Source organism: Paenibacillus sp. RS8, assembly GCF_041956825.1.
Taxonomy (GTDB): domain Bacteria; phylum Bacillota; class Bacilli; order Paenibacillales; family Paenibacillaceae; genus Paenibacillus_AQ.
In genome coordinates this window covers 3,129,987-3,155,033 of the sequence record NZ_CP168131.1, presented here as the reverse complement: position 1 = coordinate 3,155,033, position 25,047 = coordinate 3,129,987, and the positions used below count along the sequence as shown (strand labels likewise).

General features: G+C 47.6%; 20 protein-coding genes. 1 reads left to right on the top strand and 19 read right to left on the bottom strand.

The window, feature by feature from the left end; translation table 11 throughout:
- Nucleotides 1-178 precede the first annotated feature (178 nt).
- A complete protein-coding gene (locus ACDZ28_RS15600) occupies nt 179-2,488 on the bottom strand; it encodes an FMN-binding protein (protein ID WP_375105128.1) in 2,310 nt (769 codons plus the stop codon).
- Nucleotides 2,489-2,980: 492 nt separating this feature from the next.
- Between ACDZ28_RS15600 and hemH the strand changes: the two genes are divergently transcribed.
- On the top strand, nt 2,981-3,994 hold the full coding sequence (hemH, locus tag ACDZ28_RS15595; protein ID WP_375105127.1) for a ferrochelatase: 1,014 nt from the start codon (nt 2,981-2,983) through the stop codon (nt 3,992-3,994).
- A gap of 86 nt (nt 3,995-4,080) precedes the next feature.
- Here the strand turns inward: hemH and ACDZ28_RS15590 are convergent, their stop codons facing one another.
- From ACDZ28_RS15590 to ACDZ28_RS15505, 18 genes are all read right to left on the bottom strand, one after another.
- On the bottom strand, nt 4,081-4,533 hold the full coding sequence (locus ACDZ28_RS15590) for an IDEAL domain-containing protein (protein ID WP_042125196.1): 453 nt from the start codon (nt 4,531-4,533) through the stop codon (nt 4,081-4,083).
- A gap of 324 nt (nt 4,534-4,857) precedes the next feature.
- A complete protein-coding gene (locus ACDZ28_RS15585) occupies nt 4,858-6,669 on the bottom strand; it encodes an adenine deaminase (protein WP_375105126.1) in 1,812 nt (603 codons plus the stop codon).
- A 238-nt stretch (nt 6,670-6,907) separates the two neighbouring features.
- Entirely contained in the window at nt 6,908-8,140 is a 1,233-nt protein-coding gene (locus tag ACDZ28_RS15580) for an alanine--glyoxylate aminotransferase family protein (protein ID WP_339289734.1), read from the bottom strand.
- 132 nt (nt 8,141-8,272) lie between these two features.
- Nucleotides 8,273-9,514, bottom strand: a complete 1,242-nt coding sequence (locus tag ACDZ28_RS15575; RefSeq protein ID WP_339289733.1) for a Zn-dependent hydrolase — start codon at nt 9,512-9,514, stop codon at nt 8,273-8,275.
- On the bottom strand, nt 9,511-10,905 hold the full coding sequence (locus ACDZ28_RS15570) for an allantoinase (RefSeq protein ID WP_042125190.1): 1,395 nt from the start codon (nt 10,903-10,905) through the stop codon (nt 9,511-9,513). The genes ACDZ28_RS15575 and ACDZ28_RS15570 overlap by 4 nt, the downstream gene beginning before the upstream one ends.
- 33 nt (nt 10,906-10,938) lie before the next feature.
- Nucleotides 10,939-11,325, bottom strand: a complete 387-nt coding sequence (uraH, locus tag ACDZ28_RS15565; RefSeq protein ID WP_042125188.1) for a hydroxyisourate hydrolase — start codon at nt 11,323-11,325, stop codon at nt 10,939-10,941.
- Nucleotides 11,325-12,275 carry a factor-independent urate hydroxylase gene (pucL, locus tag ACDZ28_RS15560; RefSeq protein WP_339289730.1) on the bottom strand — a complete coding sequence of 317 codons (951 nt, stop codon included), beginning with the start codon at nt 12,273-12,275 and terminating at the stop codon, nt 11,325-11,327. Before pucL ends, uraH begins: the two co-directional genes overlap by 1 nt.
- A gap of 18 nt (nt 12,276-12,293) precedes the next feature.
- Nucleotides 12,294-12,815, bottom strand: coding sequence for a 2-oxo-4-hydroxy-4-carboxy-5-ureidoimidazoline decarboxylase (gene uraD, locus ACDZ28_RS15555; protein ID WP_339289729.1), 522 nt, complete (start codon nt 12,813-12,815; stop codon nt 12,294-12,296).
- A 4-nt stretch (nt 12,816-12,819) separates the two neighbouring features.
- Complete coding sequence (locus ACDZ28_RS15550; protein ID WP_339289728.1) at nt 12,820-13,356, bottom strand: (2Fe-2S)-binding protein; 537 nt, start codon at nt 13,354-13,356, stop codon at nt 12,820-12,822.
- The gene (gene pucD / locus ACDZ28_RS15545; RefSeq protein ID WP_375105125.1) at nt 13,343-15,637 is read right to left on the bottom strand and encodes a xanthine dehydrogenase subunit D; all 2,295 of its coding nucleotides are present in this window, start codon (nt 15,635-15,637) and stop codon (nt 13,343-13,345) included. Before pucD ends, ACDZ28_RS15550 begins: the two co-directional genes overlap by 14 nt.
- A 33-nt stretch (nt 15,638-15,670) precedes the next feature.
- Nucleotides 15,671-16,570, bottom strand: a complete 900-nt coding sequence (locus tag ACDZ28_RS15540) for an FAD binding domain-containing protein (protein WP_375105124.1) — start codon at nt 16,568-16,570, stop codon at nt 15,671-15,673.
- A gap of 55 nt (nt 16,571-16,625) precedes the next feature.
- Nucleotides 16,626-17,555, bottom strand: a complete 930-nt coding sequence (locus tag ACDZ28_RS15535; RefSeq protein WP_375105123.1) for an ABC transporter permease — start codon at nt 17,553-17,555, stop codon at nt 16,626-16,628.
- Between the two features lie 3 nt (nt 17,556-17,558).
- The gene (locus ACDZ28_RS15530; RefSeq protein WP_375105122.1) at nt 17,559-18,701 is read right to left on the bottom strand and encodes an ABC transporter permease; all 1,143 of its coding nucleotides are present in this window, start codon (nt 18,699-18,701) and stop codon (nt 17,559-17,561) included.
- Entirely contained in the window at nt 18,698-20,230 is a 1,533-nt protein-coding gene (locus ACDZ28_RS15525; protein ID WP_076119944.1) for an ABC transporter ATP-binding protein, read from the bottom strand. The genes ACDZ28_RS15530 and ACDZ28_RS15525 overlap by 4 nt, the downstream gene beginning before the upstream one ends.
- 108 nt (nt 20,231-20,338) lie before the next feature.
- Nucleotides 20,339-21,505 (bottom strand): BMP family ABC transporter substrate-binding protein, encoded by a 1,167-nt coding sequence (locus ACDZ28_RS15520; protein WP_042125171.1) that lies wholly within the window; start codon nt 21,503-21,505, stop codon nt 20,339-20,341.
- 237 nt (nt 21,506-21,742) lie between these two features.
- Nucleotides 21,743-22,294 (bottom strand): NTP transferase domain-containing protein, encoded by a 552-nt coding sequence (locus ACDZ28_RS15515; protein WP_375105121.1) that lies wholly within the window; start codon nt 22,292-22,294, stop codon nt 21,743-21,745.
- A complete protein-coding gene (locus ACDZ28_RS15510) occupies nt 22,257-23,381 on the bottom strand; it encodes an XdhC family protein (RefSeq protein ID WP_052414502.1) in 1,125 nt (374 codons plus the stop codon). Before ACDZ28_RS15510 ends, ACDZ28_RS15515 begins: the two co-directional genes overlap by 38 nt.
- Before the next feature lie 38 nt (nt 23,382-23,419).
- Nucleotides 23,420-24,994, bottom strand: coding sequence for a PucR family transcriptional regulator (locus tag ACDZ28_RS15505; RefSeq protein ID WP_042125168.1), 1,575 nt, complete (start codon nt 24,992-24,994; stop codon nt 23,420-23,422).
- Between the last annotated feature and the right edge of the window lie 53 nt (nt 24,995-25,047).

Here is a 25,047-nt window from a genome sequence, read left to right as displayed (position 1 = left end):
CAGGCTTTGTACCTGCTCTCTATATTAAACTTTAGACACTCACGTCCAAAATCCCTTTAAATCACTATACGATCTATTTTCATTTTTATGTACAGGTAGATAAAGGAGGTTACTCCACGGGCCATAATATGGCTCTAGAATAACCCCCTTTATAGATTAACTATTGATTGAAAATTGCTTATTTACCAGCGGATTCAAGCGCTGATTTAATAGCTTCTACCACTTTAGCAGATACTTCTTTCTCGGCATCATTATTTCCGAAGGCTGCTGCGCGATATCCATACTTGTGTAAGCTATAGCCTGTTGAAGTCGACTCAATCTCGCTCTTCACAGCCAGCTCAGCGTCAGTCAACTGGTTAACTGCTCTGGTGCTTCCGTTTTTATCTAGATAGTAAACGAGCATTTTAACAGGAACGCCATGTTCAACATACGTCATAACATTTACAAGCTTATCAGCACTTACACCAATGAAGATTCCATCGAAGTAAGCCGCTTTATTAGCTTCAACAATCTCAGCTTTCCCGTATGCTCTATCCACCGCAGTCTTAAGAGCTACACTACTGCTAGTTGCACCGGAAACAGCGTCCACATCTTGAACAGCTTCTCTAGTACCTGCTGCAAGGATGCTAGTAGTCAATTGCGGAATTGCTTTTACCACTTCTGGGTAAGCTGCTTTACCTCTATCTACAAGATTCATTCCTACACGATATAAGGCAACGTTTACGATCTTACCGTTACGCAGTGTAACGTCTGCTCTGTTTGTTCCTTTATCATAAGCATCTCCAAATGCAGTGAAGGTTCCATCTTTATAAGTACCTTGAACTTTGGATGCGTTGGTCAAAGCATCCGTCAGTGCAGCTTTAGCCGCTGCGGATAACTCTTCTTGACCTGTGATATCGGACATTTGTACACCTTTAGCAAGTAATCCTGAAGTAAGTGTACCTACCAGGGATTTTTGTTCTGCACTTAATTTGTCATCAGCAATCAGCTTGCCGTCAGTTCCAAACAAGCTTAGTTTAATGTTTGTGACTGCATCTGAAGCAACATCTACAAGCAATAACACTTTAGACTGGTTATCTACACCTGCAAATTTGCCGTCAAAATAATTAGCTTCACCAGGAACTTTCAGTGCTTTTTCAAAAGCTCTTTCTACAGCTTGGTTCCAACTGTGACTGCTTTCTGTAGCTCCGGAAATACCATCAACCTTCTCATCATAATTAGCGAAGTAAGATCCGTTTTCGAGCAGCTTAGCTGTCATAGGAGCATTAGCTTTTACAACTTCAGCATAAGCCGTTGCACCTCTGTCAATTAGGTTGTTTCCAAGTCTGAACAGCTTAACATCCACTAGCTTACCATTGCGGATCACGATGTCAGCTCTTTCAACACCAACACTTCTTGCAGTTCCATAAGAGGAATAGAAACCGTCTACATAAGCAGAAGTATTGTTAATCTTTGCATTCTGCTCAGCATCCCAGAAAGCATTAGTCGCAGCTTTAAAGTCGGCTTCTAGTCCTGCAACAGGCTGCGCAGCTGTTCCTTTAGCCAGCAACGCTGGCGTTATAGCTGCAACTGCTGCGGATTGCTCAGCTGTGTAGGCCTTCTCATCCACGAAATCACCGGCACTGTTCAGCGGGTACACTTTAACAGCTGTGAGCTTATTGGATTCGTAGGTTGCAAATACTGCATATTTACCTGTAGGATCTATGCCCATATGAACACCATCAAAGTAAATTGCATCTGTATCTTTCACTGTTAGAGCTCTTTCAAACGCTCTGTCTACAGACAATTTCCATCCATTACTAGAGCGGGTAGCTCCCGAAACAGCGTCTACTGCTGCTGCTCCATCTCTTGTTTTGCCTAGCAATTTATTCGTCATCAATCCATAAGCTTGCCATAAAGCGCTATAGTTGTTACGAGCATCTCTATCGATCAGCTTAGGGCTGGTTCTCAGGAGATCAATGCTAGTGATTTTTCCATCTTTAATTTCGATCTTAGCGCCCTCAGTACCTTTGGAGTATGCATCGCCATACGCTACGTAAACTCCATCTTGATATACATTTTCTTTAACTGTAACCGGCAATGTTGTTGGCTCAGGCTTAGCAGTCGCAGCAGGTGCTACTGTAGCAGCAGGTACTGTGGTTGCTGCTGGTGCAGCGGTTGCTTTTGGCGTTGTAGCTGGTTTAGCTGTCGCTTTTGGTGTTGCTGCCGGAGCCGCAGTTGCCTTTGGTGTTGCTGTAGGTTTTGCTGTTGCTTTTGGTGTTGCTACTGGTTTTGCTGTTGCTACTGGTTTTGCCGTTGCTTTTGGTGTTGCTACTGGTTTTGCCGTTGCTGCTGGTTTTGCCGTTGGTTTGGCTGCTGGTGCTTCCGCTTCTTCAGAAGCTGCTGATACTGCATCCACCTTCAAGTTTAAAGCAGGCACATTAAGTGTGTAAGCAAATGGCGCTAACAATATTGCCGCGCTAACCGTTAAAGAAATTAGTTTTTTCAATAAAATTCTCCTTTACCAAATCCCCAGTGATATATAGCTTTTCTTAACTAAACTTACCTTTACGGCGCCCCTTCTCTTCTTATGAAGCATTACTTCTCTCTTCATAAGAATTCATCCCCCCTCTCATGCCTTTGCGCTATCCATCACTTTCCAAAAAACGTCTAAAATCTATTCATTTCTTCCTTTTAACAAAAAGCCGCATAAAAGGTGAAATAATTCACATATAATGTTAGAAAAAATTGAAGACGCTTTTTCAATCAATTTCTGGTTTGATACTACCAAACTTTTCCGTCATTCCTCTGTATCTAAAATCACATACCCTATAAGAAACATCACTATTTGCTCATAAATGTGATTTTCGATTATTTTTTCCAAACAAATACATCCCACTTCCTCTTCCCTATGTAAATAAAGTGATCTCGATTATTGTGAATCCAAGATTAGTTGTGCTATTTTAGAACGATCTCTAACATGGGAAAGGAGTTCAAAGCTTTGAACAAACAGCCACCTATTGGAGTTATACTCGCCCAAATCGGCACGCCTACAGCACCTACTGCAAAGGCGGTACGCCCTTATCTGAAACGTTTTTTATCCGATCGCCGAATTATAGATTATTCACCTCTGCTCTGGCAGCCTTTGCTGAGAGGTGTTATTCTGCGCACACGTCCACGCCGGTCGGCTGAGCTGTACAGACAAATATGGACTACAGAAGGATCACCCCTGCTCTCCCACTCATTAGCTCAGCAATCTGGTTTGCAAGCGCTTCTAGGCCCACGATATCAAGTTGAGCTTGGCCTAGCGTATAGCGAACCAAGCATGGAACAAGCAATGAATAAATTGGAAGCTGCCGGAGTCACACGCATCATCATTGTTCCTTTATTCCCTCAATATTCGTCCACTACAACGGGATCCGTATTCGATCAGGCGAGCTTCGCTGCGTTAGGACGCCAAAGCTCCACTGGACCGGTAACGAAGCGCCTTATTCCAGCTCTCAGATTTATGGATGCTTATTATAATGAACCTGACTATATTTCAGCTATGAAGTCACATTTATTGCACCAAATGGAACTTCTGGGCTCGGAGCCTGATTATTTCGTACTGACCTTCCACGGGATCCCCAAACGGTATGCAGATACAGGTGATCCCTATCCAGAGCAATGTATGGAAACAGCACGCCTTCTAGCATCTGCTATGAATTGGGAGCCCGGGCGTTGGCAGGTTACTTTTCAATCGCGCTTCGGACGTGAAGAGTGGGTAGGTCCCTCTACAGCAGATGTTTTGGGAAAGCTAGCGGAACGCGGAATTCATAAACCTTTGATTTTCTCTCCAGGCCTTGTTACCGATTGTCTGGAAACGCTGCATGAGCTAGCAATAGAAGGGCGTGAACAATATGAGGCTGGAGGAGGACATGCTGAAGACTTCACTGCGGTCCCCTGTTTGAATAATCATGAGGACTGGCTTCATTTTCTGGCTCAGCATGTTGAACGAAACGCCATGGGCTGGTAATGCAAAAAACCGTCTTATCCGCAAATATTCTGCTGCAGATAAGACGGTTTACTATGTCAGTTCATAAGATTTAAGAACATGGATACTTATGCTGTAAGTTGCTTATATTTAGTAGTCAGTTCATGGAACCACTGCTTGTCCTGTAAGGTCAACGCAAAATCAATCAGCTCGGCAATCTCACTCGGCTGTAAATCAGCTGAATCATTAAACGATACTTCAGCCGTCGCCGTAGCTTCTCCATTCCCATTCTCTGCGTAATCATATGAGAAGCATATCTTGATATCACTATCCAGAAATTCGTTACGAAGGAAATACAACACCTCACACATTAGCACAGGTCTAACATGATCATCAAAGACACATTCCATAACCTTTGCCCAATACTGCTGGTTGCTGAGGTGTAGCTTATCATTGGTTAAGAGATATTTCTCACCCTGAAAATCAGTGACAAATCTCAGCTCAAGCGGCTTCATTTTAAAAATAGCAGCCATTTGCTTCATGCTAATATTCAAAATATCTTGCGTTTCTAATCTGATCATCTCTCATGCACCTCGTCCCTCTTAGTTGGGTTACCTGAAACCTGATGATATCTATAATTTCGTTATATGCCAATAATGTAAAATTAACGCCATTCATTCGCTTTAATTTTTATCTAATTTAACATTATTATCGTCTGCTGACTACGCTTTATTAATATTTTTTCATTAATTCCCTAGAAAAATGTTTCAATCTTAATTCATCTGTTTAATATATATCTTTTAAAAACCTTACAGTTTCTTATTTACCCAACAAAAAAACTGTTCTGAATGGTCATAAACAACCTCAAAACAGTCTTTTGCTTAAGTATATTTAGTTCACTTTAGTTAAACAAAAAGCGGCACTAACTGTATGCCTTCAGGCGAGATCCGAACGAGACCCTTATCTGTGATGCGTAGCGTCGGGATAACCGCCAATGCAAGCAGCGATAAGGTCATAAACGCATAATTCAAAGTACAACCTGCATCATATAGCGCTTTGCTGATCGCAGCTGATTTTGCGGCAGCTATTTCGAACGGTTCCGTGGACATTAGACCTGCAATAGCCAACGGAAATAATGTTTCTCCACTGGATGTGATCATACAGACACCACCCTGAGCATCCGCCACCGCATTGGCAGCTTTAGCCATTAGCTCATCATCATTGCCGATGACAAGTACATTATGACTATCATGCGCAACTGTCATCGCAATGGCAGCAGGCTCTTTAAATCCGATGCCTTCTACAACGGCCACTGATTTATTGCCTGTACCTTTATGACGTTCGAGCACAGCGATTTTGCACAAACCTTCTACGGCATTTACATTCAATTGACCTGCCACTACAGGTATCGGAACCATACGCTCAATGGTCTCTACGTGATTTTCTCTTACTTTAATAACTCTGGTAGTAAGTTCACCTGTTTGAATTGGAGCTGTAATGATGAAGTCTTCTGAAGTAGGACGCTGTGGCAAATGAACCGATGCCAACACTTCCTCCGGATAAGTAAATTTAGCAAGCTCTGCTGTCATTACCCCGTTCTCCGCAACGACTACACCTGCGGCAATCGTCAGCACTACATTAATATCCGCCAAATTCCCGTCCAGCAGAATGATATCTGCAAAAGAACCCGGAGTAATAGAACCAATATCCCGCGCTAAACCGAAGCGTTCAGCAGTATTAATAGTAGCCATTTGGATAGCCGTTATAGGCTTAACACCTTGAGCAATGGCATCACGCAAAACGAAATTCATATGACCTTCATCTCGCAAAGACTCTGAACTGCGGTCATCCGTTACCAGCATCATCCGGCGTGTATCAATTCCGTATTCTGTATGAGCCGTAATTGTCTTAGCCACATCATGCCATGCTGAACCACGGCGCATTTTGGCATACATCCCCAGTCGAACGCGCTCAATCACATCGTCTGCTGTAACACATTCATGATCACCAGTCACACCCGCCGCCGCATACACTGGCAGTCTCCAGTCGCTGGAAGGCCATGTGAAATGACCGTCTACAAATCTGCCTGCTCGCAGCGTAGCTTGAATTTCTCCAAGCATTTTTTCATCGCCGTAAACAACGCCAGGGAAATTCATTACTTCTCCTAGAGCAATCACATCAGGTCCCCAAGTGAAAGCTTCTGCCACTTCTTCCGGCCCTATAGAGGCTCCCGTTGTTTCGAATTCCGCACCTGCCGCAGGCACACAAGAAGCCACCTGCATATAAGCAGCTAACGGCGTCCCCCGCATCTCATCGAGCATCAATTGAATCCCCTTCAGCCCGAATACGTTAGCAATCTCATGAGCATCAAAGAAACCACCTGTTGTGCCCAGCGGCAGAACCGCACGGGAGAATTCAGTAACGGTCAGCTGTGTGCTCTCAATATGACAATGGCCATCAAGTAGTCCCGGAGCTATATACTTGCCGTTCGCCTCAATAACCTGTGTTCCTTCACCAATCATATGTGTCACATCTTTCCCAACATAAGCGATGCGTCCACCTTGCACACCAACAGACATTCCGTCTAAAATTTCACCTGAGCATACATTAACCAGCTTTCCACCTGTAATTACTAGTGTTGCCGGTTTGTCTCCTCTTGCCGTAGCCACAAGCTCAGGTACACAGTCTGCTAAAGGCTTTCTTGTAAAAGTTGTCATCTTCATCTCTCCCCCGTCAGTATCCAAGTGCTTTCTTGATGTAGTGAATAGATTCATAATCATAGAGGATTGCTTAACCATCGGCTGTGTTAATATCATGGTTGGCATATCTGATATTGTACGAAAAAACGGCTCCGTCATCCCTGCAGATGATAGCCGTTTTCTTATTCCAAAGATTGTCCAACATGCTGGACATGCCCCCTGGTATGAACTCACCCGCCAGCATCTATTCCAACGATTATCTTACGTTTTCCTCATATACGTCAAGTGCCGCTTGAACACCAAGCCCGTAAGCAACTCCAAATCCGTGTCGTAGCAAAGCTGCTTCCAAAGCACCAAGCAAACGCAGCACATTATTCGTACGGCAGCTAAAGCCCATCGTGCCGATGCGCCAGATCTTTCCTTTCAGAGCTCCAAAGGAGCTGGCAATTTCGATGCCGAACCGATCCAGCAGCAGCGTGCGTACGGATTCCCCTTCTATGCCCTCAGGGATCAGCACACAGGTAACAACGCTAAGCTTGCAGGAAGGATCACCGTAAAGCGCAAGCCCCATTGCTGTTAATCCAGCTACAAGTGCTTTTTCATGGAGCAGATGTCTGGCGAATCTGGCATCCAGTCCCTCCTCAAGCGCAATCCGCAGGCCTTCCCGCAGTGCATAGAGCATAGAGGTCATCTCTGTATGATGATTGAGACGTTGCGGGCTCCAATAATCCTGAAGCATGCCTAGATCGAAATAATTGCTGCGGACAAAAGACAACTCACCAAGCTGGGCATCGCTGGTTCTAATCCCACGCTCCACTCGCTTCCGGGTCATGAGCTTAGCTTCAGCGCGATCATTATACGTTATCGGTGCCATTCCGGAAGGGACGGACAGGCATTTCTGTGTACCTCCTACGACCACATCCAGCATCCAAGCATCCGTTTCGACAGGAATGCCCCCAAGAGTTGCAACTGCGTCAACTATGAAAAGAGCATCCATTCGGCGGCAGGCTCTGCCAATCTCCGCGAGTGGCTGCACCCGTCCTGTAGAAGTCTCACCATGCACCATCGCCACCACATTTGGCTTAAAAGTCTCCATAGCTGCTATTACTTCCTCCGGTTCAAACACACTTCCCCATGGTTTTTCCAGAACGAATACCTCAGCACCACAACGTTCGGCAATCTCATGAAGCAGATGTCCAAAGCGGCCAAAGATCGGAATCAGCACACGTTCTCCCGGTAGGATCAAGCTGACCATCACCGCCTCAATACCAGCGCGCGAGGTCCCGTCTATGGGGTAAGCCCAAGCATTCCGGGTAGCGAACAGCTCCCGCAGCATCTCCATCGTTTCATTCATCATATGGGTGAACTCTGGATCAAACTGCCCCAGTACCGGAAAAGACATCGCCCGCAGCACACGCGGATCAACCTCCACCGGACCCGGAGTCATAATGCAGCGCAGGGAAGGCGACAAATCTTCGTAACGCTTCATGATGATCTCTCCCTTCAAGTAGAAACGGCTATGCCGCCCTTTAAGGGACGGGCTCCGTTTCAGCGAGAAATATAAGGATAAAGTATAGAGTAAAACATATACTTCCTTATATTTAAAAGTTCCATGAACTCTCTAATACGCTAACTCATATAACATCGCAGTCAGCACCTCAAGACCAGTAGCAAGCTGCTTGGGGGAGGTATACTCTTCCGGTGAATGGCTGATACCGGATCGACTTGGCACAAAGATCATCGCAGTGGGGCAACGCGGTGCAAACAGCTGAGCATCATGACCCGCTCCACTTACCATCGTACGGTAGGTTTTACCCTGCTGCCGACAGATATTTTCCAGTGCTGTAGAGAGCTTCGTATCCATAGGTGCAGGGAGTGTATGAAGCACAGGTGTAACTTCTAAGGTTACTCCACGTTCTGCGGTGATTTCATAATATCGCGAAAAAAGCTTCGCACAGAAACACTCCAAATCGTCCTCTTCAATGTGACGGATATCTAGTGTAAATAAAACCTCACCCGGAATCACATTTGGTGTATTTGGATGCACCTCAAGCTTGCCTGATGTTGCTACAAGAGGTTCACCAGCCAATTTAGCAGCACCTTCTAGTACATACAGCATCTCTACCGCACTAGCCAGTGCATCCTGCCGCATCAACATCGGCGTTGTACCGGCATGATTAGCCACACCACTAACCTTGACCATGTAACGTCTCTGTCCAACAATACCCTGAACTACGCCTATCTGCGTGTCTGTTTTCTCCAGAATAATTCCCTGCTCGATATGCAGCTCCACAAACGCCCCAATATCATTTCTGGCTCCATTCCCTTCCGTTACACCTTGCAAAAAGCTAAATTCCTCCATTGCTGCCTGTAATGATATTCCATCAGCATCCTTACAGGTTGCGGCTTCACTTCCGTCATACCTTTCCGTGACATGACCCGAACCCCAATAAGCAAGTGGAAATCGGCTACCCTCTTCTTCACAAAATGATACAACCTCAAGCGTCCGCTTCGGCTGACCATAGTTCATCTGCAAATCTTGCAGCGCAACCATAGCAGCGGCGATCCCATAGGCACCGTCATATTTTCCGCCATTGACCACGGTATCGATATGTGATCCGGTTAAAATAACCTTTTCCTCTGGACTGCGTCCACACAGGCGACCATATACATTCCCAACCTTATCTGTAGTAACCTTTAAGCCGAAACCAACCATTTTTTGCTGCAAAAAAATCTGCGCCTGTCTCCATTCCTTCGTATATAGTAATCTAGTAACTCCCGGCCCAGACGCGGTATATGCCCCCAGCTCCTCCAGCAGCTCCAGCAGTTTCTGGGTAGATGCTTGAACTCTGGAATCGTTCATAGACTATACTGCTCCTTCCTTATCCGCAGCCACTGTCCACCTTCCTCGGCAATCACTCCTTCTTCAGAAGTATAGACTACCTGCCCACGGCATATCGTAGCAGCTACCTTACAGGATAGCGTTCTTCCGATATATGGGCTGTGCTTGTGGCGATAGAACAAATCTTCAGCAGCCAGTGTATAGGTTGTGTTTGGATTCAGCAGTACGAAATCGGCATCCAGTCCTAGCGCTATAGTGCCTTTAAGATGCTCCAATCCAAAGCGTTTTGCGGGTTGCCCTGCAAGCAAGCGAGAGATTAATGTAACCGGCAAGCCCCGGACATTCACACCTTCATGGAACATAAGCTCAAGACTGCTTTGCGCTCCTGAGATTCCGCCCCAAGCCTCAAAAAAAGACAACTCCGCTTGCACCTTCAACTCCGTAGGACACGGAGAATGGTCTGAAGCGATCAGATCAATTTTGCCTTGGGCCAGCATCTCCCATAACTTCTCCTGCTCCAGCCCACTTCGCAGCGGAGGTGCACACTTGGCGACAGGTCCGAGAGTCTCCATATCTGTTTCTGTAAGGACCAGATAATGGGGACAGGTCTCAGCCGATACGTCCAGCCCTCGAAGCTTAGCCTCATGGATCTTCTCAATAGCGGCAGCAGTACTGATATGGACAAAATGCAACCGACATCCCGTCCGTTCACTATATAACAACGCCCTAGACACTGCCTCCAGCTCCGCCTCAGCAGGACGGCAAGCCGCAAAATCACGCGCACTGCTTCTGCCGTTTCGCACTGCATCTGCAGTCAACACTGCCGTGATAGCCTCACTTTCGGCATGAAGGGCGAGAATCCCGCCTAAAGCAGCAATTCGCTGCATCCCTTGATAAAGCGTATCCTCATCCACTTCGCGGAATCTTCCTTCGCCTTCCCCTCCGGGATTGGAGAGAAAGGCTTTAAATCCAGTGACACCAGCAGCTGCCAAGGCTTCCAAATCATCCAGATTCCCAGGAACGAGCCCTCCCCACAGCACATAATCAACCGCGGAATTACCAGCCGCAGCCTTCACCTTATGATGGAGTGCAGCCTCGTTCACCGTAGGCGGATTGCCGTTTAGCGGCATATCGGCATAGGTTGTGCAGCCGCCAGCTGCCAATGCCGCAGAACCGCTGCGAAAGCCTTCCCAATGTCCCAGCCCCGGCTCATTAAAGTGCACATGCATATCGATCATCCCTGGAAGAACATAGTGCCCTTCGGCATCAATAACTTGGGTCAGCGGAGCAGTAGAAAGCCTCTCGCCCAATGCGACGATCCTTCCTTCTGATACAGCAATATCCAGCTTAAGCACCTGATCAGGCAGGACTACATTCCCATTCTTAATCACAAGTTCATAGGGCTCCTTCATGAGCTGCTACCTCCTCCGGTCATCAAACCTTCCCTAACTTCCTCGATACGTACTGTATCCACCAGGAGCAACTAACAAAGGTATATGGTAATGGTCTGTAGAGCTTCCAATGTGAAAACGAATAGGGATCTGTTCTAGAAAAAAAGGCATCGAGCTTACCGGACTCCCTATACCAACTGCCGGCTTCTCCACATCAGCACTACGATAGTAATCGCCGACCATAAACAACAGCTCATAGCAGCCTGCCTCCATCCCGTTCCCTTCCAGCAGCGGAGCATTTAGCCTCCCGTCACTGTTCGTAATCCCTTCACACAGAAGCTTGCTCATCCCCTCCGTTAGCTTCCAGAGCTGAAGTGTCAGGCCTGCAGCGGGAATCCCCCGCGACAGATCCAGCACATGGGTGGTAAGACGCCCGCTCATTACGCTGTTTCTCCAGCCAAATCTGCACGACTGACAGAAAACCCCTGGAAACCATAAGGTGGACGAGGTTCGGTGAACACTCCACCTTTGCTTTCTTCAGGTTCAACAATCGTTTCCCAAGTCCGGTTATTGGACTCAAATGAGACTGTAGCCAGCTGTGGAAAACGGGACAATACACGCAGACCAATTTGATAAATCAACGATTGGATCGAAGGACTGTTCAGTTCATGAAAAGCACTATGGGCGATGTCACGAATGTGCTCCGCAGCTACATATTGGCCTTGATCTCCATCCAAAGCATGCTCGACATCATTATAGGTCCAGTTAATATTCAGAAAAATATAAAGCGGACGGTCAAAGCTCTCCGGTAAAGTTGTATACTCATCACGGACAAATCCATAAAACGAGCTTCCGCTCACTTTTATAAGCTGTAAGTCCTTCAAACGGCATTCATGAGCGACAACCTCAGACCCATTGTCTCCACGTTTTACTGTCAGCGAAGCCGAATAGGATTCATTATTGGAGTGCCGCAGCACCAATTGACTCTGCTTAAGCCCTTCGCCTCCGGGGACCATTACCTGTTCAAAAGGCAACCGATCTGCGGACACAGAAACTGCAGTGACATGACTGTATCTATCCATAAACCGGCTGCTGAGAAGCTGCAGCAACCCTTCCGTTGTGCTGCCCGTGTAGTCGGCGGTATTGCGCAGAATGAAATTTTTCATGGAATCGGTGGCTACGACCATAGAATTATCCCCTTCTGAAAAAGAAGAGAGAAAAGCTTCGCCCGTAACGGCAAATGTAATATTATGCGCGAATATAATGTTATCGCAGCCCGTGAAGGAAGATTCGGGAACAGGGGTAACGGCCAGCGGTTTCGCATAGGTACGATAAGTTAGAACATCGCTTTTTCCATAAAACATTGTACGTCCGTTAATTGGTTCCAGCATGGCTGACATCCTCCCCGATTATGATGAATGAATGATTAAATCACTTAAGCGGAATTTTGTAATAAGGCCGATCTCAGAAAAAGCTTGAACCCATTCCTCCTGAGGTGAGCGCTCTACCCGTGCTTCAATGGCACTGATGATGTCATCTTTGTTTTTGCCACGAACTGCTAGAATAAAAGGGAACTGAAATTTATCCGTATACTTTCTATTAAGATCGTTTAGCAGATTGAACTCTTCCATTGTTAGCCGATCTAGTCCAGCCCCCTGCTGCTCCGATGCTGACAAAGGTGTAACTTGAAGCCTAGTCGCCAGATCTGGGTGAGCTTTTAATAGTCCCTCCATTCGGCTACGGTCTGCACTCAGTACGGTCTCCATCATTGTGCTATGCAGATGCTCTATTGAATGGAACGGGATCTGCTTATAAGCTTCCACTGCCACCCACGGCGAGTGTTCAAAAATCCCTCCCAGATGCTTCACAAACTCCGTTATGCTCATGGCATTTACTTCATCCAGCGTAAACTTGCATTCAGAAATGACCATCCACTCATCCCCCAATAGCTTTGTTAACCGCTCGCAAAATGCCTCCATATCCTGTACAGCGGCAAATGTTACCCGATAAAGCTTCTTCCACTTCGACCTGAGTAGGATGCGGGTTCTCATCCAGCAGGGCAACCACCGAGATGACCATCCCAGGTGTGCAATAACCGCATTGGAACCCGCCTTCTTCTAAAAAAGCACGCTGAACGGGATGTAGTCCCGCCTCACTAAGACCCTCAATCGTTGTAATTTTGGCACCTGAGCATTGATAGGCCATCGCCAGACATGAATTCACAGGGCGTCCATCCACCAGCACCATACAGGCTCCGCAGCGGCCAATCTCACAAGAGCGCTTCGTTCCAGTCAGCTCCAAATCTTCACGAATAACATCTAAAAGCCGGCGGGAAGGGGGAATCTCGGTGGATATCGCTTTACCATTAAGGTTACATCTGAAGGTGAACCTCTCTTCTGTAAAAGCTTCTTTAAATGATGCTGGATCAAGATTCTCTTCATTTAGATTCGAATTCGGATTAGTGTTCCGCATGGATATTCACCGCCTTTTGTGGAATAAACGGTGTAGACTGCAGCCATTCGGGATCAATGGGCAGCTTGGTTACCCGTTTCCCTACAGCCTGGAATATGGCTGATGCGACAGCCGGAGCTAAATTGACGGAACCCACCTCTCCGATACCGCGAGGACCGTACGTATCATGATCCGGTAAATCCTCTATCGGCTGCACTTGAATGCTGCCATTCATATCGGCAATGGTCGGCACCAAATAGGTGTCTAAATTTTTGGTGACATAGCTGCCGCCTGACATTACAGCATCCTCTGACAAGGTGAAGCCCACCGCCATACTGCTGCCACCTTCGATCTGCCCGAGGTACCCTTGCGGATTCGCCACCGGCCCCGCCGCTACCGTATGATATTGGTCCAGTACACGAACACGTCCTGTAAGCAGATTAACTTCCACCCGGACCGCAATGGCGGAATAGGTGTAAAGGAAATGCGCCCCCACTCTTTTAAAAGGCGTGGTTGGATAAGTGAACTTCGTATTACAGACAATGGGTTCTGAAATCCTCTCTGCCAGATCCTTGTATGTCAGAAGCAGACCACCGTCTTTTTGCCAAATGCCACCAGGGCCGAGCTTCATTTCATAGTCATCCAGCTCTGGCTTTATCGTCGCAGCTGCCTGCAATACTCGAGAGGTAAAGTCTGGACGTAGCCGTTTGAGAGCCATCCACATCATGCTAGTTGATCGCGAAGCCGTACTAGATCCGCTGTCAGGTACGACATCCGTATCGCCAATGACGATGCTTATGTCCTCTGCTGCCAAGCCAAACTGTTCAATCAGCATTTGTTCCATGGTTGCAATTAAACCCTGGCCAAACTCCTCGTAACCAAAAACCGCCTCAATCTTGCCCTCTAGAGTCAGAGATAACCGACCACCCGCCGGATCGGGGATGCCATAACCAAGTCCTGCACCATGCATAGCTATCGCAGCACCCGTTCCAGTGACGATCCATGGTTCCACGAAACCTGAGTCTTTGTCTGTATACGCGCCCTCAGTCATGAGAGGCGAATCAGCCAGCGCTTCCCACACCTGATAGGCTCCATCGGTCTGGGCAATCTCCTGACCTAATGGACCGAGATCACCGTATTTACGCAGATTGCGGCGGCGCATTTCCCACGGATTAATCTGTATTCGCTCTGCCAAACGATCGATTTGTCCTTCCAAAGCGAATATCGCCTGATTGCCGCCAAACCCTCGGAATTCACCGGACACACCGTTATTGGTGTATACAGCGAAGCCTTCCACATCCACATGATCGATGATATAAGGGCCCATTACATGTTCTGTTGCGAAGTTAAGCACCTCCGCACCAAGCGTTGCGTAAGCTCCCGTATCCGAAATAATTCTAACCTGATGTGCCCTGATGATGCCTTCGTGGTCACAGCCAGTTTTCATGGTAATTTTCATGGGATGGCGTTTTAGTCCTGCACGTACCGATTCAGCTCTCGAATTATGAAGTCGCACCGGACGGAGTGTTAGCATTGCAAGCAGTGCTCCGTATGGCTGTACATTCAGCTCGTCTTTTCCTCCAAAGGACCCGCCGATAGGACTCGAGATGACGCGGATATCTTCTTGAGGAATAGCCAGAATTCTGGATAGCTGCATCCGATCCATCAACCCATGTTGTGTAGCTGAATACACGGTAAGCCGTCCGTTATCTTCGGGGATAAACAATCCGCCTTCAGTCTCCATATAGGTGTGCATTTGGCGAGGCGTATAATACGTCTCCTCCACTATGTGGCAGCAATCCTTAAATTCAGCTTCCGGTTCCCCCTTACGGTATTCCGTATGATGAAGTACATTTCCCTCAGCATGCAGCAGGACTGCGTCCGACTTCATCGCCTCTTCCGGATTCTCCAGCAAGGGTAGAAGCTCATAATCCACTTCAATAAGGGATAGGGCATACTCCGCAATTTCATCCGTCTCAGCCGCTACTGCCGCAATCGCATCGCCGGTGTAACGCACACGTTCACTGCAAAACACCGGTTGATGCGGCAAAGCTATACCAAATCCATTAAGTCCGGGCACATCCTCGTGAGTAATAACAGCGTGTACACCCGGAACCTCCCTGGCCTTCTCAATTCGCACAGACAAAATACGGGCATGTGCCTGTTGACTGCGGAGCACGCGGCCGATTAACATTTCTTCCGCTCTCATGTCGGTCAAATACTGCAGCTTGCCGGATACCTTGCCCTCTCCGTCGGGCCGTGTACGCCAGCGGCTTCCGCTGGATTCCTTATTCAGCAGCATTTTCCCTCGCTCCTTTCATGGGGGTCTCACCTCTTAGCTCCGCCTATTCATAACCTTCCAAAGCTCAGCTAATAGCAGGTTTCCAGCTGTTTTTTTCTTGTAGAGCTCTGTGGCAAAAGGATCACCATACGTCTCGAAGCTGTTCTCAACCACTTCATATAGAGCAGGTAGCAGCGAGTCTGTATACACCTCATCTTCAAGCATAGCTTCAGCTCTACTTAACCGCTGCGGACGCCCCGTCCCCCCGCCTGCTGCGATACGAACCTCACGAAAACGGTGTTCAGTATCGATCCATGCGGATATCGCTACCGTTACAAGTGAAGGGGTGAAAGCCTCCCTTCGGCCAACCTTACGGAAAATTTCAAGTCTATCTGTTAATGGATTCTCTCGGCGAGCAGGTGATATGCGAATCTCAGCCACTAGATCTGCCGCAGGTTTCATCCCACTCCAGTGATTGTTTAGCCATTCTGTCAACGGTAATGACGTCATAAATTTACCGTCAAAGGAGACCAACTCAGCGTCATATACCAGTAATGCGGGTAGAATATCACCGAAGCCAGAAGCGATATTGCCACCAAGCGTGGCTAGATTACGCACCGACGGAGCAGCTATGCAACGTGCGGCTTCTTGCAGCGCTGGAGCCACTGCCTGCAAATGCTCATTGCTGCGGCACTGAGAGAGCGGAACAAGAGCACCCAGAGACAAGTAGAATTCCGTTTGAGTAATATCAGCAAGACCTGAAATTTGACGAAGATCAATCAGCTGTTTAGGTATAAGGGCTGTTCCACTTTCCCACCCTGTTCTCAGCAGTGTCCCTCCCGCGACATATCGGGCACTGTCCCCGAGCGCCATTTTCCTTTCCCAAGCTTCGTGCAGGCTGCGGGGCTGAATTACATCAGAGAGCCTTCCATCCTCTTCCCGTAAAACTCCCATACACTCCGCCTCCTTTTAAGCACAAGTTGCTGTCTCTCTACGCCTACGCTTTGCCTTAAAACCTTTGTTCCCGAATATAAGGAACTCCGAGTGATTCCGGTGTGCCGGATGGTTTATTGCGATTGCGGTACCCCAGGTACATCAGGACTAGGATAGTCACAAGGTACGGTATCATTTTGAGAAAATAAGGCGGAACCGCACTGCCCAGCAGTTGAATGCGGAAGCCAAGCGAATCCAGTGCCCCGAAAAAGTATGCACAGAACAAGGCACGCAGCGGATTCCATCTGGCGAAAATCACAAGACCCACCGCAATCCATCCTCGACCTGCAGTTAGACCTTCATTCCAGGTTGGAGCGTAAGCCAAAACCATATCTGCTCCTGCCAGACCGATGAGGGCAGCGCCGATGATCACATAGCTATACCGGATAAGCTGTACCCGAATCCCCATCACGTCAGCGGTAGCCGGACTGTCTCCGACTGCCCGCAAATGCAGCCCCCAAGAAGTGCGGTGAATTAGCAGATGCAGAGCGAGCACTAGCATCAGACTGAACCAGGTCAGGTAGTCCATATTACCGAATATTTTCCCGATGACCGGAACATTCTCCAGCCACACCAAATGCAGCTTAGGGGATGTTCCCGGCAAAGGAATGCCACTGATCGGTTTGCCCAGATAAGCGCTCAGTCCACTGCCGAACAGAGTCATCGCAAGACCGGACATCGTTTGGTTTGCCCTTAAGGTCACGCAGAGAAAAGAATGAAGTAAACCAAGCACAGCCGTTATAGTTACGGTAGCCAGCAGAGCTAACAGCAGATTTCCTGAGCGAATATACACGATACAAGTAGTGACTGCTCCCATCAGCATCAGCCCTTCAGCTCCAAGCTGTATAATGCCGGCTCGTTCGTTTAAAATACCTCCAAGAGTAGCTAATAGCAGCGGGGTCCCTGCGGATATTGCGGCGATTAGGAGCTGTGTAGTAAAATCCATGGGTTATCTCCCCCCTTTCAGCTGAACCCTGCTACGGCGGATACGGAAACGATAAATCATATCGCCAGCAATCAGAAAAAACAGGATAGAGCCTTGCAGCATTTCCGAAATTGAGGAGGGTAGCCCAATGGTCTGAACACTGTATCCACCGACAATTAAGCCACCGAACAGGACGGAAGTAACGATTAGGCCGAGTGGGTTTAATTTGGCTAACCAAGCCACAATAATGGCGGTGTAGCCATAACCGGGAGAGATGCCTTGCATCAGCTTGTGAGTAACACCGGAGACCTCAGCCATCCCCGCTATACCAGCGAGCCCTCCACTGATCAGCATGACGATAATAATATGCCGCTTGATATGAATGCCGGCGTATCTGGCAGCCACAGGATTGGCCCCAATCAGACGAAGCTCATACCCCCACTTGGTGAAACGAATCATCAAGTAATAAATCACAACAGCGATAAGTCCAAATAACAATCCGATATGCAATCTCGTACTTCCGAGAACAGGCAGGGATTGAGCCGAAGTAAACATTGGCGATCCGGGGAAATTAAACCCTTTAGGATCTTTCCAAGGTCCGAATACTACATAATCGAGTGCCAATAAAGCAACATAATTCAGCATCAATGAAGTAATCAGCTCATTCACGCCAAAATGCGTCCGGGGGATAGCAGTCAGTAGCCCCCAAAGCGCTCCTGCCGCAATGCCGAACAGCAGCATTAAGGATAGAGACCAGAATGAAGATAAATTAGGAAAATAAATCGTGACTGCGGTAGCCGCCATAGCACCAACGGTTAACTGGCCTTCTGCTCCAATATTCCATACAGAAATGCGGTAAGCCACAGCAATCCCAAGCCCACATAGGAGTAGCGGGATCGCTTTAACCATCGTTTCAGTGAGCCCATACGTTGTGCCAAATGCGCCACGAAACATTTTTTCATAGACCATTACCGGATTTATCCCATTCGCTGCGATAAATAGGGCACACAGCAATAACGCTAGAATTATAGATACAATAGGGGTCCACCATGGCGAACGGATGCGGCTGGCATCGTATTCCAAACGCAGAGAGAATCGTTTCCCGGAGTGGGAGGGAAGGGGTTCTAGTACAGCTGCTGCGGTATTTCTTCCATTCTCCAGGCTCATACGGCGCTCTCCTCTCTGTTATGAATACCAGCCATTAGCAGTCCGATGCTTTCTCGATTCGCTTCCTCATGCGTACTCTCACCAATAATTGAGCCGTTGTAGATCACTAGAATCCGGTCGGACAACTGAAGTAATTCATCTAAATCCTCCGAAATTAACAGCACGCCACTACCTGAACCGCGCAGCTCCATAAGAAGGTCGTGAACACCAGCCGTGGCGCCTACATCCAGCCCTTGTGTCGGATGAACGGCGACCATCAGCTTCGGCCGATGGCTGATCTCACGTGCAAACAGCAGCTTCTGCTGATTACCGCCTGACAATTGCTGTACTGGCGTATCCAGCTCAGGTGTTTTGACATTAAAGCGCTGGACCAGCTCCTCTGACCACGAGCGGTTCTTCGCAGACTTCAGGAAACCATATTTAGAGTGCTCCACTGAGCGATACGATTTGAACAAAAGATTATCTACCGATCCGAGACGTCCGGCTAAACCGCTCTTCATCCGGTTCTCCGGGACATGAGAGATTCCCAAATCAATTGCCCCTCTAACCGAAGCAGATTTCACCGTGTTTCCATCAAAAGTAATCTCACCACTTTTCCAGCCCCTGAGACCTGTTAACACTTCGGCCAGTTCCTTTTGCCCATTGCCAGCTACCCCAGCTACGCCAACAATCTCTCCTTTGCATACATTCAGCGAGAAATGATCTAACGCTTTTCGTCCATGATCGGCATATACGTCCAAGCCCTTCACTTCTAACAAAGAGTCTCCCTCGGTGGCCTCCCGTTCTTGCCGGGTAATGGTTACTTCTTTACCCACCATTAGGCGAGCCAGCTCCATTTCATCCGTATCCGCCGTGGTCAGCGTAGCGATCATTTTTCCTTTGCGCATGACGGAAATCCGATCGGAGGAAGCCATAACCTCTTTCATTTTATGAGTCGTCATGATGACCGTCTTTCCAGCCTGCTTCATGACCCGCAGCGTTTCAAATAACTGCTCCACCTCCCCCGGAGTTAGCACAGATGTCGGCTCATCCAGAATAATAATGTCAGCCCCTCGATACAGCGTCTTAACAATTTCAACACGCTGCTGTTCACCAACGGACAGCTGCCAAATCGGACGATCCACCGGGAAATTCAATCCAAAACGTTCTGCTAACGCCTCTATTTCTTTGCGTTTATTCTTCATCCACTTACGCCCACGCCAGAAAGACGACTTTTCGCCAAGCACGATATTTTCCGCAGCAGTGAGACTTTGCACCAGTCTAAAGCTCTGAAACACCATACCTACACCAAGCTGGGCTGCATCTTTAGGAGAACGGATGTGAGCAGCTTTTCCATGAATGAGGATTTCGCCTTCATCTGCTCTGTACACCCCTGACAGCATGCTCATCACTGTACTTTTTCCTGCCCCATTCTCCCCAAGCAGTGCATGAATCTCCCCCGCATTTGCCGAAAAGTCGACTTGATCACTGGCGGTTACTGAGCCGAATTTCTTCACAATTCCCCGCATTTCAACTGAAGTTTCCCGCATGGCCTGTGCCCCTCCTTCCTTCAAGTTGTAGTACGGGTGGGGAAGTTCCCACTTCATGGAATCCGCCCCACCCATAGATCGTGCACATTTTTTTAGTATGGTTACAAATTATTGCGGGATAGTTCCTTCCACACCTTTTACAAGCCAATTCATACCCAGCACTTCCTCCAAGGTCAGCTTTTGGCCGTCCTGAACCTTCACATTTCCTTGGTTATCTGAGATCGGGCCTGTGAAAACCTCAAGCTCACCAGTGATGATCTTGGATTTAGCGTCCTCGACAAGCTTTTTCACATCATCTGGTATTTTGTTCCCGAAAGGAGCCAGCTCAACCATGCCGTCAGCCATATCGCCGGAATATTGCTCGCTTTTCCACGTTCCGTCCATCACTGCTTGCACTGCTTTTACGTAATAAGGACCCCAATTCCATACTGGATTCGTTAAATAATTATCCGGAGCGTATTTACTCATATCCGAATCATTCCCCCCGGCAAAAGCTCCACGTTCAGCAGCAGCCTGTAGTGTCGCAGGTGAATCCTGATAGGCCAAAAGCACATCTGCCCCTTTATCCAGCAAGCTGATTGCCGCTTGACGTTCGGTCGTGGGGTCATACCATGTATTCGTCCAAACCACGTTCACCTTCACATCAGGATTGACGCTTTGTGCGCCAAGGGTAAAAGCATTCAAGTTATAAATCACTTCGCTGATCGGAAAAGCACCGACATAACCTAGCTGATTGTTTTTGGTCATTTTCCCTGCCGCAATACCGCTCAAATAACTGGCTTGATAATTCTTTCCGAAGTAAGTCCCCATGTTCTCTGCGGTTTTGTAACCAGAAGCATGCAGAAACTTCACATTAGGAAATTTGCCCGCTACATTCAATGTAAAATCCATATATCCGAAGCTCGTTGTAAACACGATGTCGTGTGATTGTGCAAGCTCTGTGATGATTCGTTCAGCATCGGCACTTTCTGGGACATTTTCTACAAAGTCGGCTTTAATTCCAAGCTCCTTCTCCATATACTGCCGTCCTTGATCATGTTGGTAGGTGTAGCCGCCATCCCCTGGAGGTCCGATATACACAAAAGCAACCGTCGGTTTCTTAACAGCCGGCTCTGTAGTTGCAGTTGCCTCTGTTGCCGCCGTTGTTGTCGCTCCTGCCTCTGTCGCTTTTGCATTTGAAGAAGTATTATTATTGCTCCCACACCCCACCAAAACCACTGTCATCAGAACCATTAATGCAAGACAAGATGTAATGAACTGACCCCTTTTTTTCATAATTCTCCTCCTCCAAATCATCTCTCATCATGGCTGTAACCATTAATGTACTTCTACTATACTTAGAGGTAGCTCTTGCGTAAATTTATATAACATACGTTTGTGTTTGATGATAAGAATCAGCACTTTTTTTGTGTGTAATGCACTAATAGGTTTATGGATAAGGATTTTATATGTCATATTATATGACTCGATGTGGGAAAGGAACACTTTTACGATCAATTTTTCGATTACTTTCTATTTTCCGTTCCTCAGTATCCATCGCTCCTGAATCTCACCAAAATCCTCTTCAGTATCAGCATCCATGAAATAGTGGGCGGAGTCAGACTCCAGAACAATCCCCTTATAATCAGGTGATCGCAAAATCGCCGCCGCTCCACGATCGCCATCCAATCCCTGTAGCGCTGGAAACAGCGCTTTTGAGAACAAAGCAGGGGGCATAGCCGACCCATCACTGACACTAGCTACATAATCCATCTCCGGAGATTGTTCAAACGTTTGTATTAGACGATTCACTAATGCCGTAGTAATAAAAGGCTGATCTGCTAGAGCCACAACTACTGCATCCGGCTGCAAAGGCAGCACAGCATTAAGTCCGCATCGAAGAGAAAAAGACAATCCTAAGTGTGCGGTTAAACAAGTTTCGGTACGTCTAGTTCCTTGCGGCTCAATCGCTGGTGGCAGCCATTCCAAGTTGTCATCCGCACGTACTACCACGATAAGCGGCTCAAGATTACAGCGATCCAATTCACTAAGCGCGACGCTCCCGAGTGAGACCTCCTGTGACAATTTCAGTGAAACCTTGGACACGCCCATCCGCCTGCTCTGCCCTGCTGCCAAATATATTCCCGCTACTTTCAAATCTATCCGCTCCTTTAGGCAGCTCTCGTAAGCCCGCCCTTCTAATTTGAATGATTTCTGCAATAATACTGACCGCAATCTCCTCGGGACCTTCTCCACCGATAGGCAACCCTACAGGTGCATATAAAAAAGCAGGGACCTCAAGCCCTTCCAGCAAAAGAGCGATCCGCGCCTTTGAACCAATAACTCCAATGTATAGCGGAGCTTGCGGAATCACACTCTCCAGGAACTGTTTATCCCTCCCAATTTGGTGACTACAAATCAGCACATAATCCTCCTGAGCTACACCTAAGCGTTGAACAACCTCCGTTGGGGAACAAATAATCCGTTCAGCGTGAGGAAACTCATTTTGCAGACTCCCTTCACGCCAATCTGCTATCACAACCCGAAAGCCGACTTTGTTAGCAAGCTCAGCAATTGGAACGACATCACGTCCCCCACCAAAAATTACAAGTCGCGGTTTGGGCACAAAGCATGTATGAAATGCTGTCAATTCAGCTTGAGCGGCCATAAAGCGACCTGTCGCCATGCTTTCTTTTGCCAAGGGGGATAATTTCGGATGTTTCTTGTTCTGCGATAGTGAAATATCAGTATCCAGCTCTAACTTATAGTCAAAACCTCTCCCAACTGCTTCACGGAACAAGACCAGCCTCTCTCCGGCATAAAGCCTGTCACTCGCCAGCACCAACAGATCTTGCAACTCTCCTTGCACAGGTTCAAGCACCACTTTGATTTTGCCACCGCAGCCGACAGTCTCACCCCATGACAGATCATCTGGAGACAACATATTGTATTCCACAATCTCCGGCAGCCCTCGCTCCCAAATCTCAGAGGTACGTAGCTGCAGATCGCTTTCCAGACACCCTGGACTTATACTTCCAATCGTGCCGCCTTCAAAAAACAGCATCACTGCCCCGGGTTTACGATACGAATGCCCCTCCACTTCTATCAGCGTTGCCAGCACCGCAGGCGCTTTATGGGTTTGAATATGCATTGCGATGTCATGTGTATTCACGAGGCTCCCTCCTCCGTGTTTGCATTTCAACCCATACCTTAGTCCCGCCCAAGCATCCTCCGAAACATGAACACTAGCTTAAGCCTCATTAGATCATTTATTTTTTTAAAATCGACATCCAGTAACTCACTAAGCTTCTCGATCCGGTAGGTGGCTGTGTTCCGGTGAATAAACAGCTTTTTAGCCGTCTCATTGACATGACCATCGTTCTCTAGATAAACCTCCAGCGTCCGCAGCATTTCTCTGACATACTCCGGCTCGCGGCTGAGCAGTCCTCTAAGGGTTCCGTTGCAATATTTCTCCATAACTTCTGTCGGGATTTGCCCGAGAAGCAGGGTAAGCTCAAGCTGCCGATAATGCACAACACTTCCATGTACGCCCCCGTGCTGAAGCATTCCCATACATTCCTTTACCTCTGCAAAAGCTTCCCTCAGCCCATCCGCCTTCGTTTTACAACTACTAATCGCAGCTCGAGGATAATACCCCTTATCAAACTTCAGGTTGTCAAAACAAGCTTGGACTAACTCCTGAAATTGTTCAGGACTCTGACGATCTCCCGGATAGATGGACAATAATCCTTGATCAACGATCACATGAATTCCCTTTAATTCCCTCAGCACAGGGTGCTCGTTGTACTCTTCTTTTAATTTAAGCAGCTCACTCTGGCGTTCCTCACCGGTTGCAGCAGTATCGGTTAATATCAGCCGAAACGGCGACAGAAGCAGTTCAATTTCCAAGCTGAGCGCAGCCTGGGCTAGATCCGTGTAGGTTAAATGCCCACTCAAGCAACGCCTAAGTAATCTACTAAACTCCCTGTGTTCCGACTGTTCAAAATAATCCTCGTAGCCTGAATGAATATGATATGAAATAAGTTCAGCACCCTGAACAAATAAACTCTCTTCCACAGGAAGCAATAAAGGATCGATGGAACAATACAATAGATATCCGGAGCACTTTTCTCCTTGAATTAGTGGAGTACGATAACCCGTCTGATCTTCTACACGGAAGCGATGATTCCGTTTCTGCCATGGCCACCCTTCGAGAAGCTGTGAGGGCTGATATTCTGAGTTGTTGTAGATCACATCCCCACGTGCGCTAACCACCACAAGTGAATGGCCAATCACTTCAGACACTGAATCAAACAACTGACGGCTACGGACGGATCGCAAAGCGAATTGCATCAGCTTTTTCTGCTTCTCCATAATGCTCTGCAGAACATGAGTACTGCGGCTAAGCTCGGCGCGGAACAGACCATTCATCTGATCCGAAAAAGTGAACTGAAACGGTAACTGGATTAAAGGGAAGTTAAGACTCTCCGCTTCAGCAATCAATTGCACCGGTACCTCATCCCAAAATCGCCCCAACTTAATACCCAAAGCCGAAGATCCCCTGCGATTCAATGTTTGCAGCAAAGCAGAGGCATCCTCCAGATTGTCCTTAATTAAATAGGCTGTCGTTAGCAGCATTTCACCTTCTTTGATCCAGTCCGAAATATCGGGTGCATCCATCACATTTATCGACTTCACAATTCGATGCTTCCCCTTGGCCCCCGCAATAAGCTTCGCCTCGGACAAAGGATAAATGGACAACGCTTCTTCAACCGTAAGATGCATGCCATCCCTCCTTTTTAGGATCAGTCAAACCATTCCTGATCTTTTAATGTTAT

Coding starts and splice junctions, on each gene's coding strand:
- ACDZ28_RS15590 (WP_042125196.1), bottom strand. CDS start 4,533: ATGATCAGATTAGAAACGCAAGATATTTTGAATATTAGCATGAAGCAA.
- ACDZ28_RS15585 (WP_375105126.1), bottom strand. CDS start 6,669: ATGACAACTTTTACAAGAAAGCCTTTAGCAGACTGTGTACCTGAGCTT.
- ACDZ28_RS15580 (WP_339289734.1), bottom strand. CDS start 8,140: ATGAAGCGTTACGAAGATTTGTCGCCTTCCCTGCGCTGCATTATGACT.
- ACDZ28_RS15575 (WP_339289733.1), bottom strand. CDS start 9,514: ATGAACGATTCCAGAGTTCAAGCATCTACCCAGAAACTGCTGGAGCTG.
- ACDZ28_RS15570 (WP_042125190.1), bottom strand. CDS start 10,905: ATGAAGGAGCCCTATGAACTTGTGATTAAGAATGGGAATGTAGTCCTG.
- uraH (WP_042125188.1), bottom strand. CDS start 11,325: ATGAGCGGGCGTCTTACCACCCATGTGCTGGATCTGTCGCGGGGGATT.
- pucL (WP_339289730.1), bottom strand. CDS start 12,275: ATGCTGGAACCAATTAACGGACGTACAATGTTTTATGGAAAAAGCGAT.
- uraD (WP_339289729.1), bottom strand. CDS start 12,815: ATGGTCATTTCTGAATGCAAGTTTACGCTGGATGAAGTAAATGCCATG.
- ACDZ28_RS15550 (WP_339289728.1), bottom strand. CDS start 13,356: ATGCGGAACACTAATCCGAATTCGAATCTAAATGAAGAGAATCTTGAT.
- pucD (WP_375105125.1), bottom strand. CDS start 15,637: ATGCTGCTGAATAAGGAATCCAGCGGAAGCCGCTGGCGTACACGGCCC.
- ACDZ28_RS15540 (WP_375105124.1), bottom strand. CDS start 16,570: ATGGGAGTTTTACGGGAAGAGGATGGAAGGCTCTCTGATGTAATTCAG.
- ACDZ28_RS15535 (WP_375105123.1), bottom strand. CDS start 17,555: ATGGATTTTACTACACAGCTCCTAATCGCCGCAATATCCGCAGGGACC.
- ACDZ28_RS15530 (WP_375105122.1), bottom strand. CDS start 18,701: ATGAGCCTGGAGAATGGAAGAAATACCGCAGCAGCTGTACTAGAACCC.
- ACDZ28_RS15525 (WP_076119944.1), bottom strand. CDS start 20,230: ATGCGGGAAACTTCAGTTGAAATGCGGGGAATTGTGAAGAAATTCGGC.
- ACDZ28_RS15520 (WP_042125171.1), bottom strand. CDS start 21,505: ATGAAAAAAAGGGGTCAGTTCATTACATCTTGTCTTGCATTAATGGTT.
- ACDZ28_RS15505 (WP_042125168.1), bottom strand. CDS start 24,994: ATGCATCTTACGGTTGAAGAAGCGTTGTCCATTTATCCTTTGTCCGAG.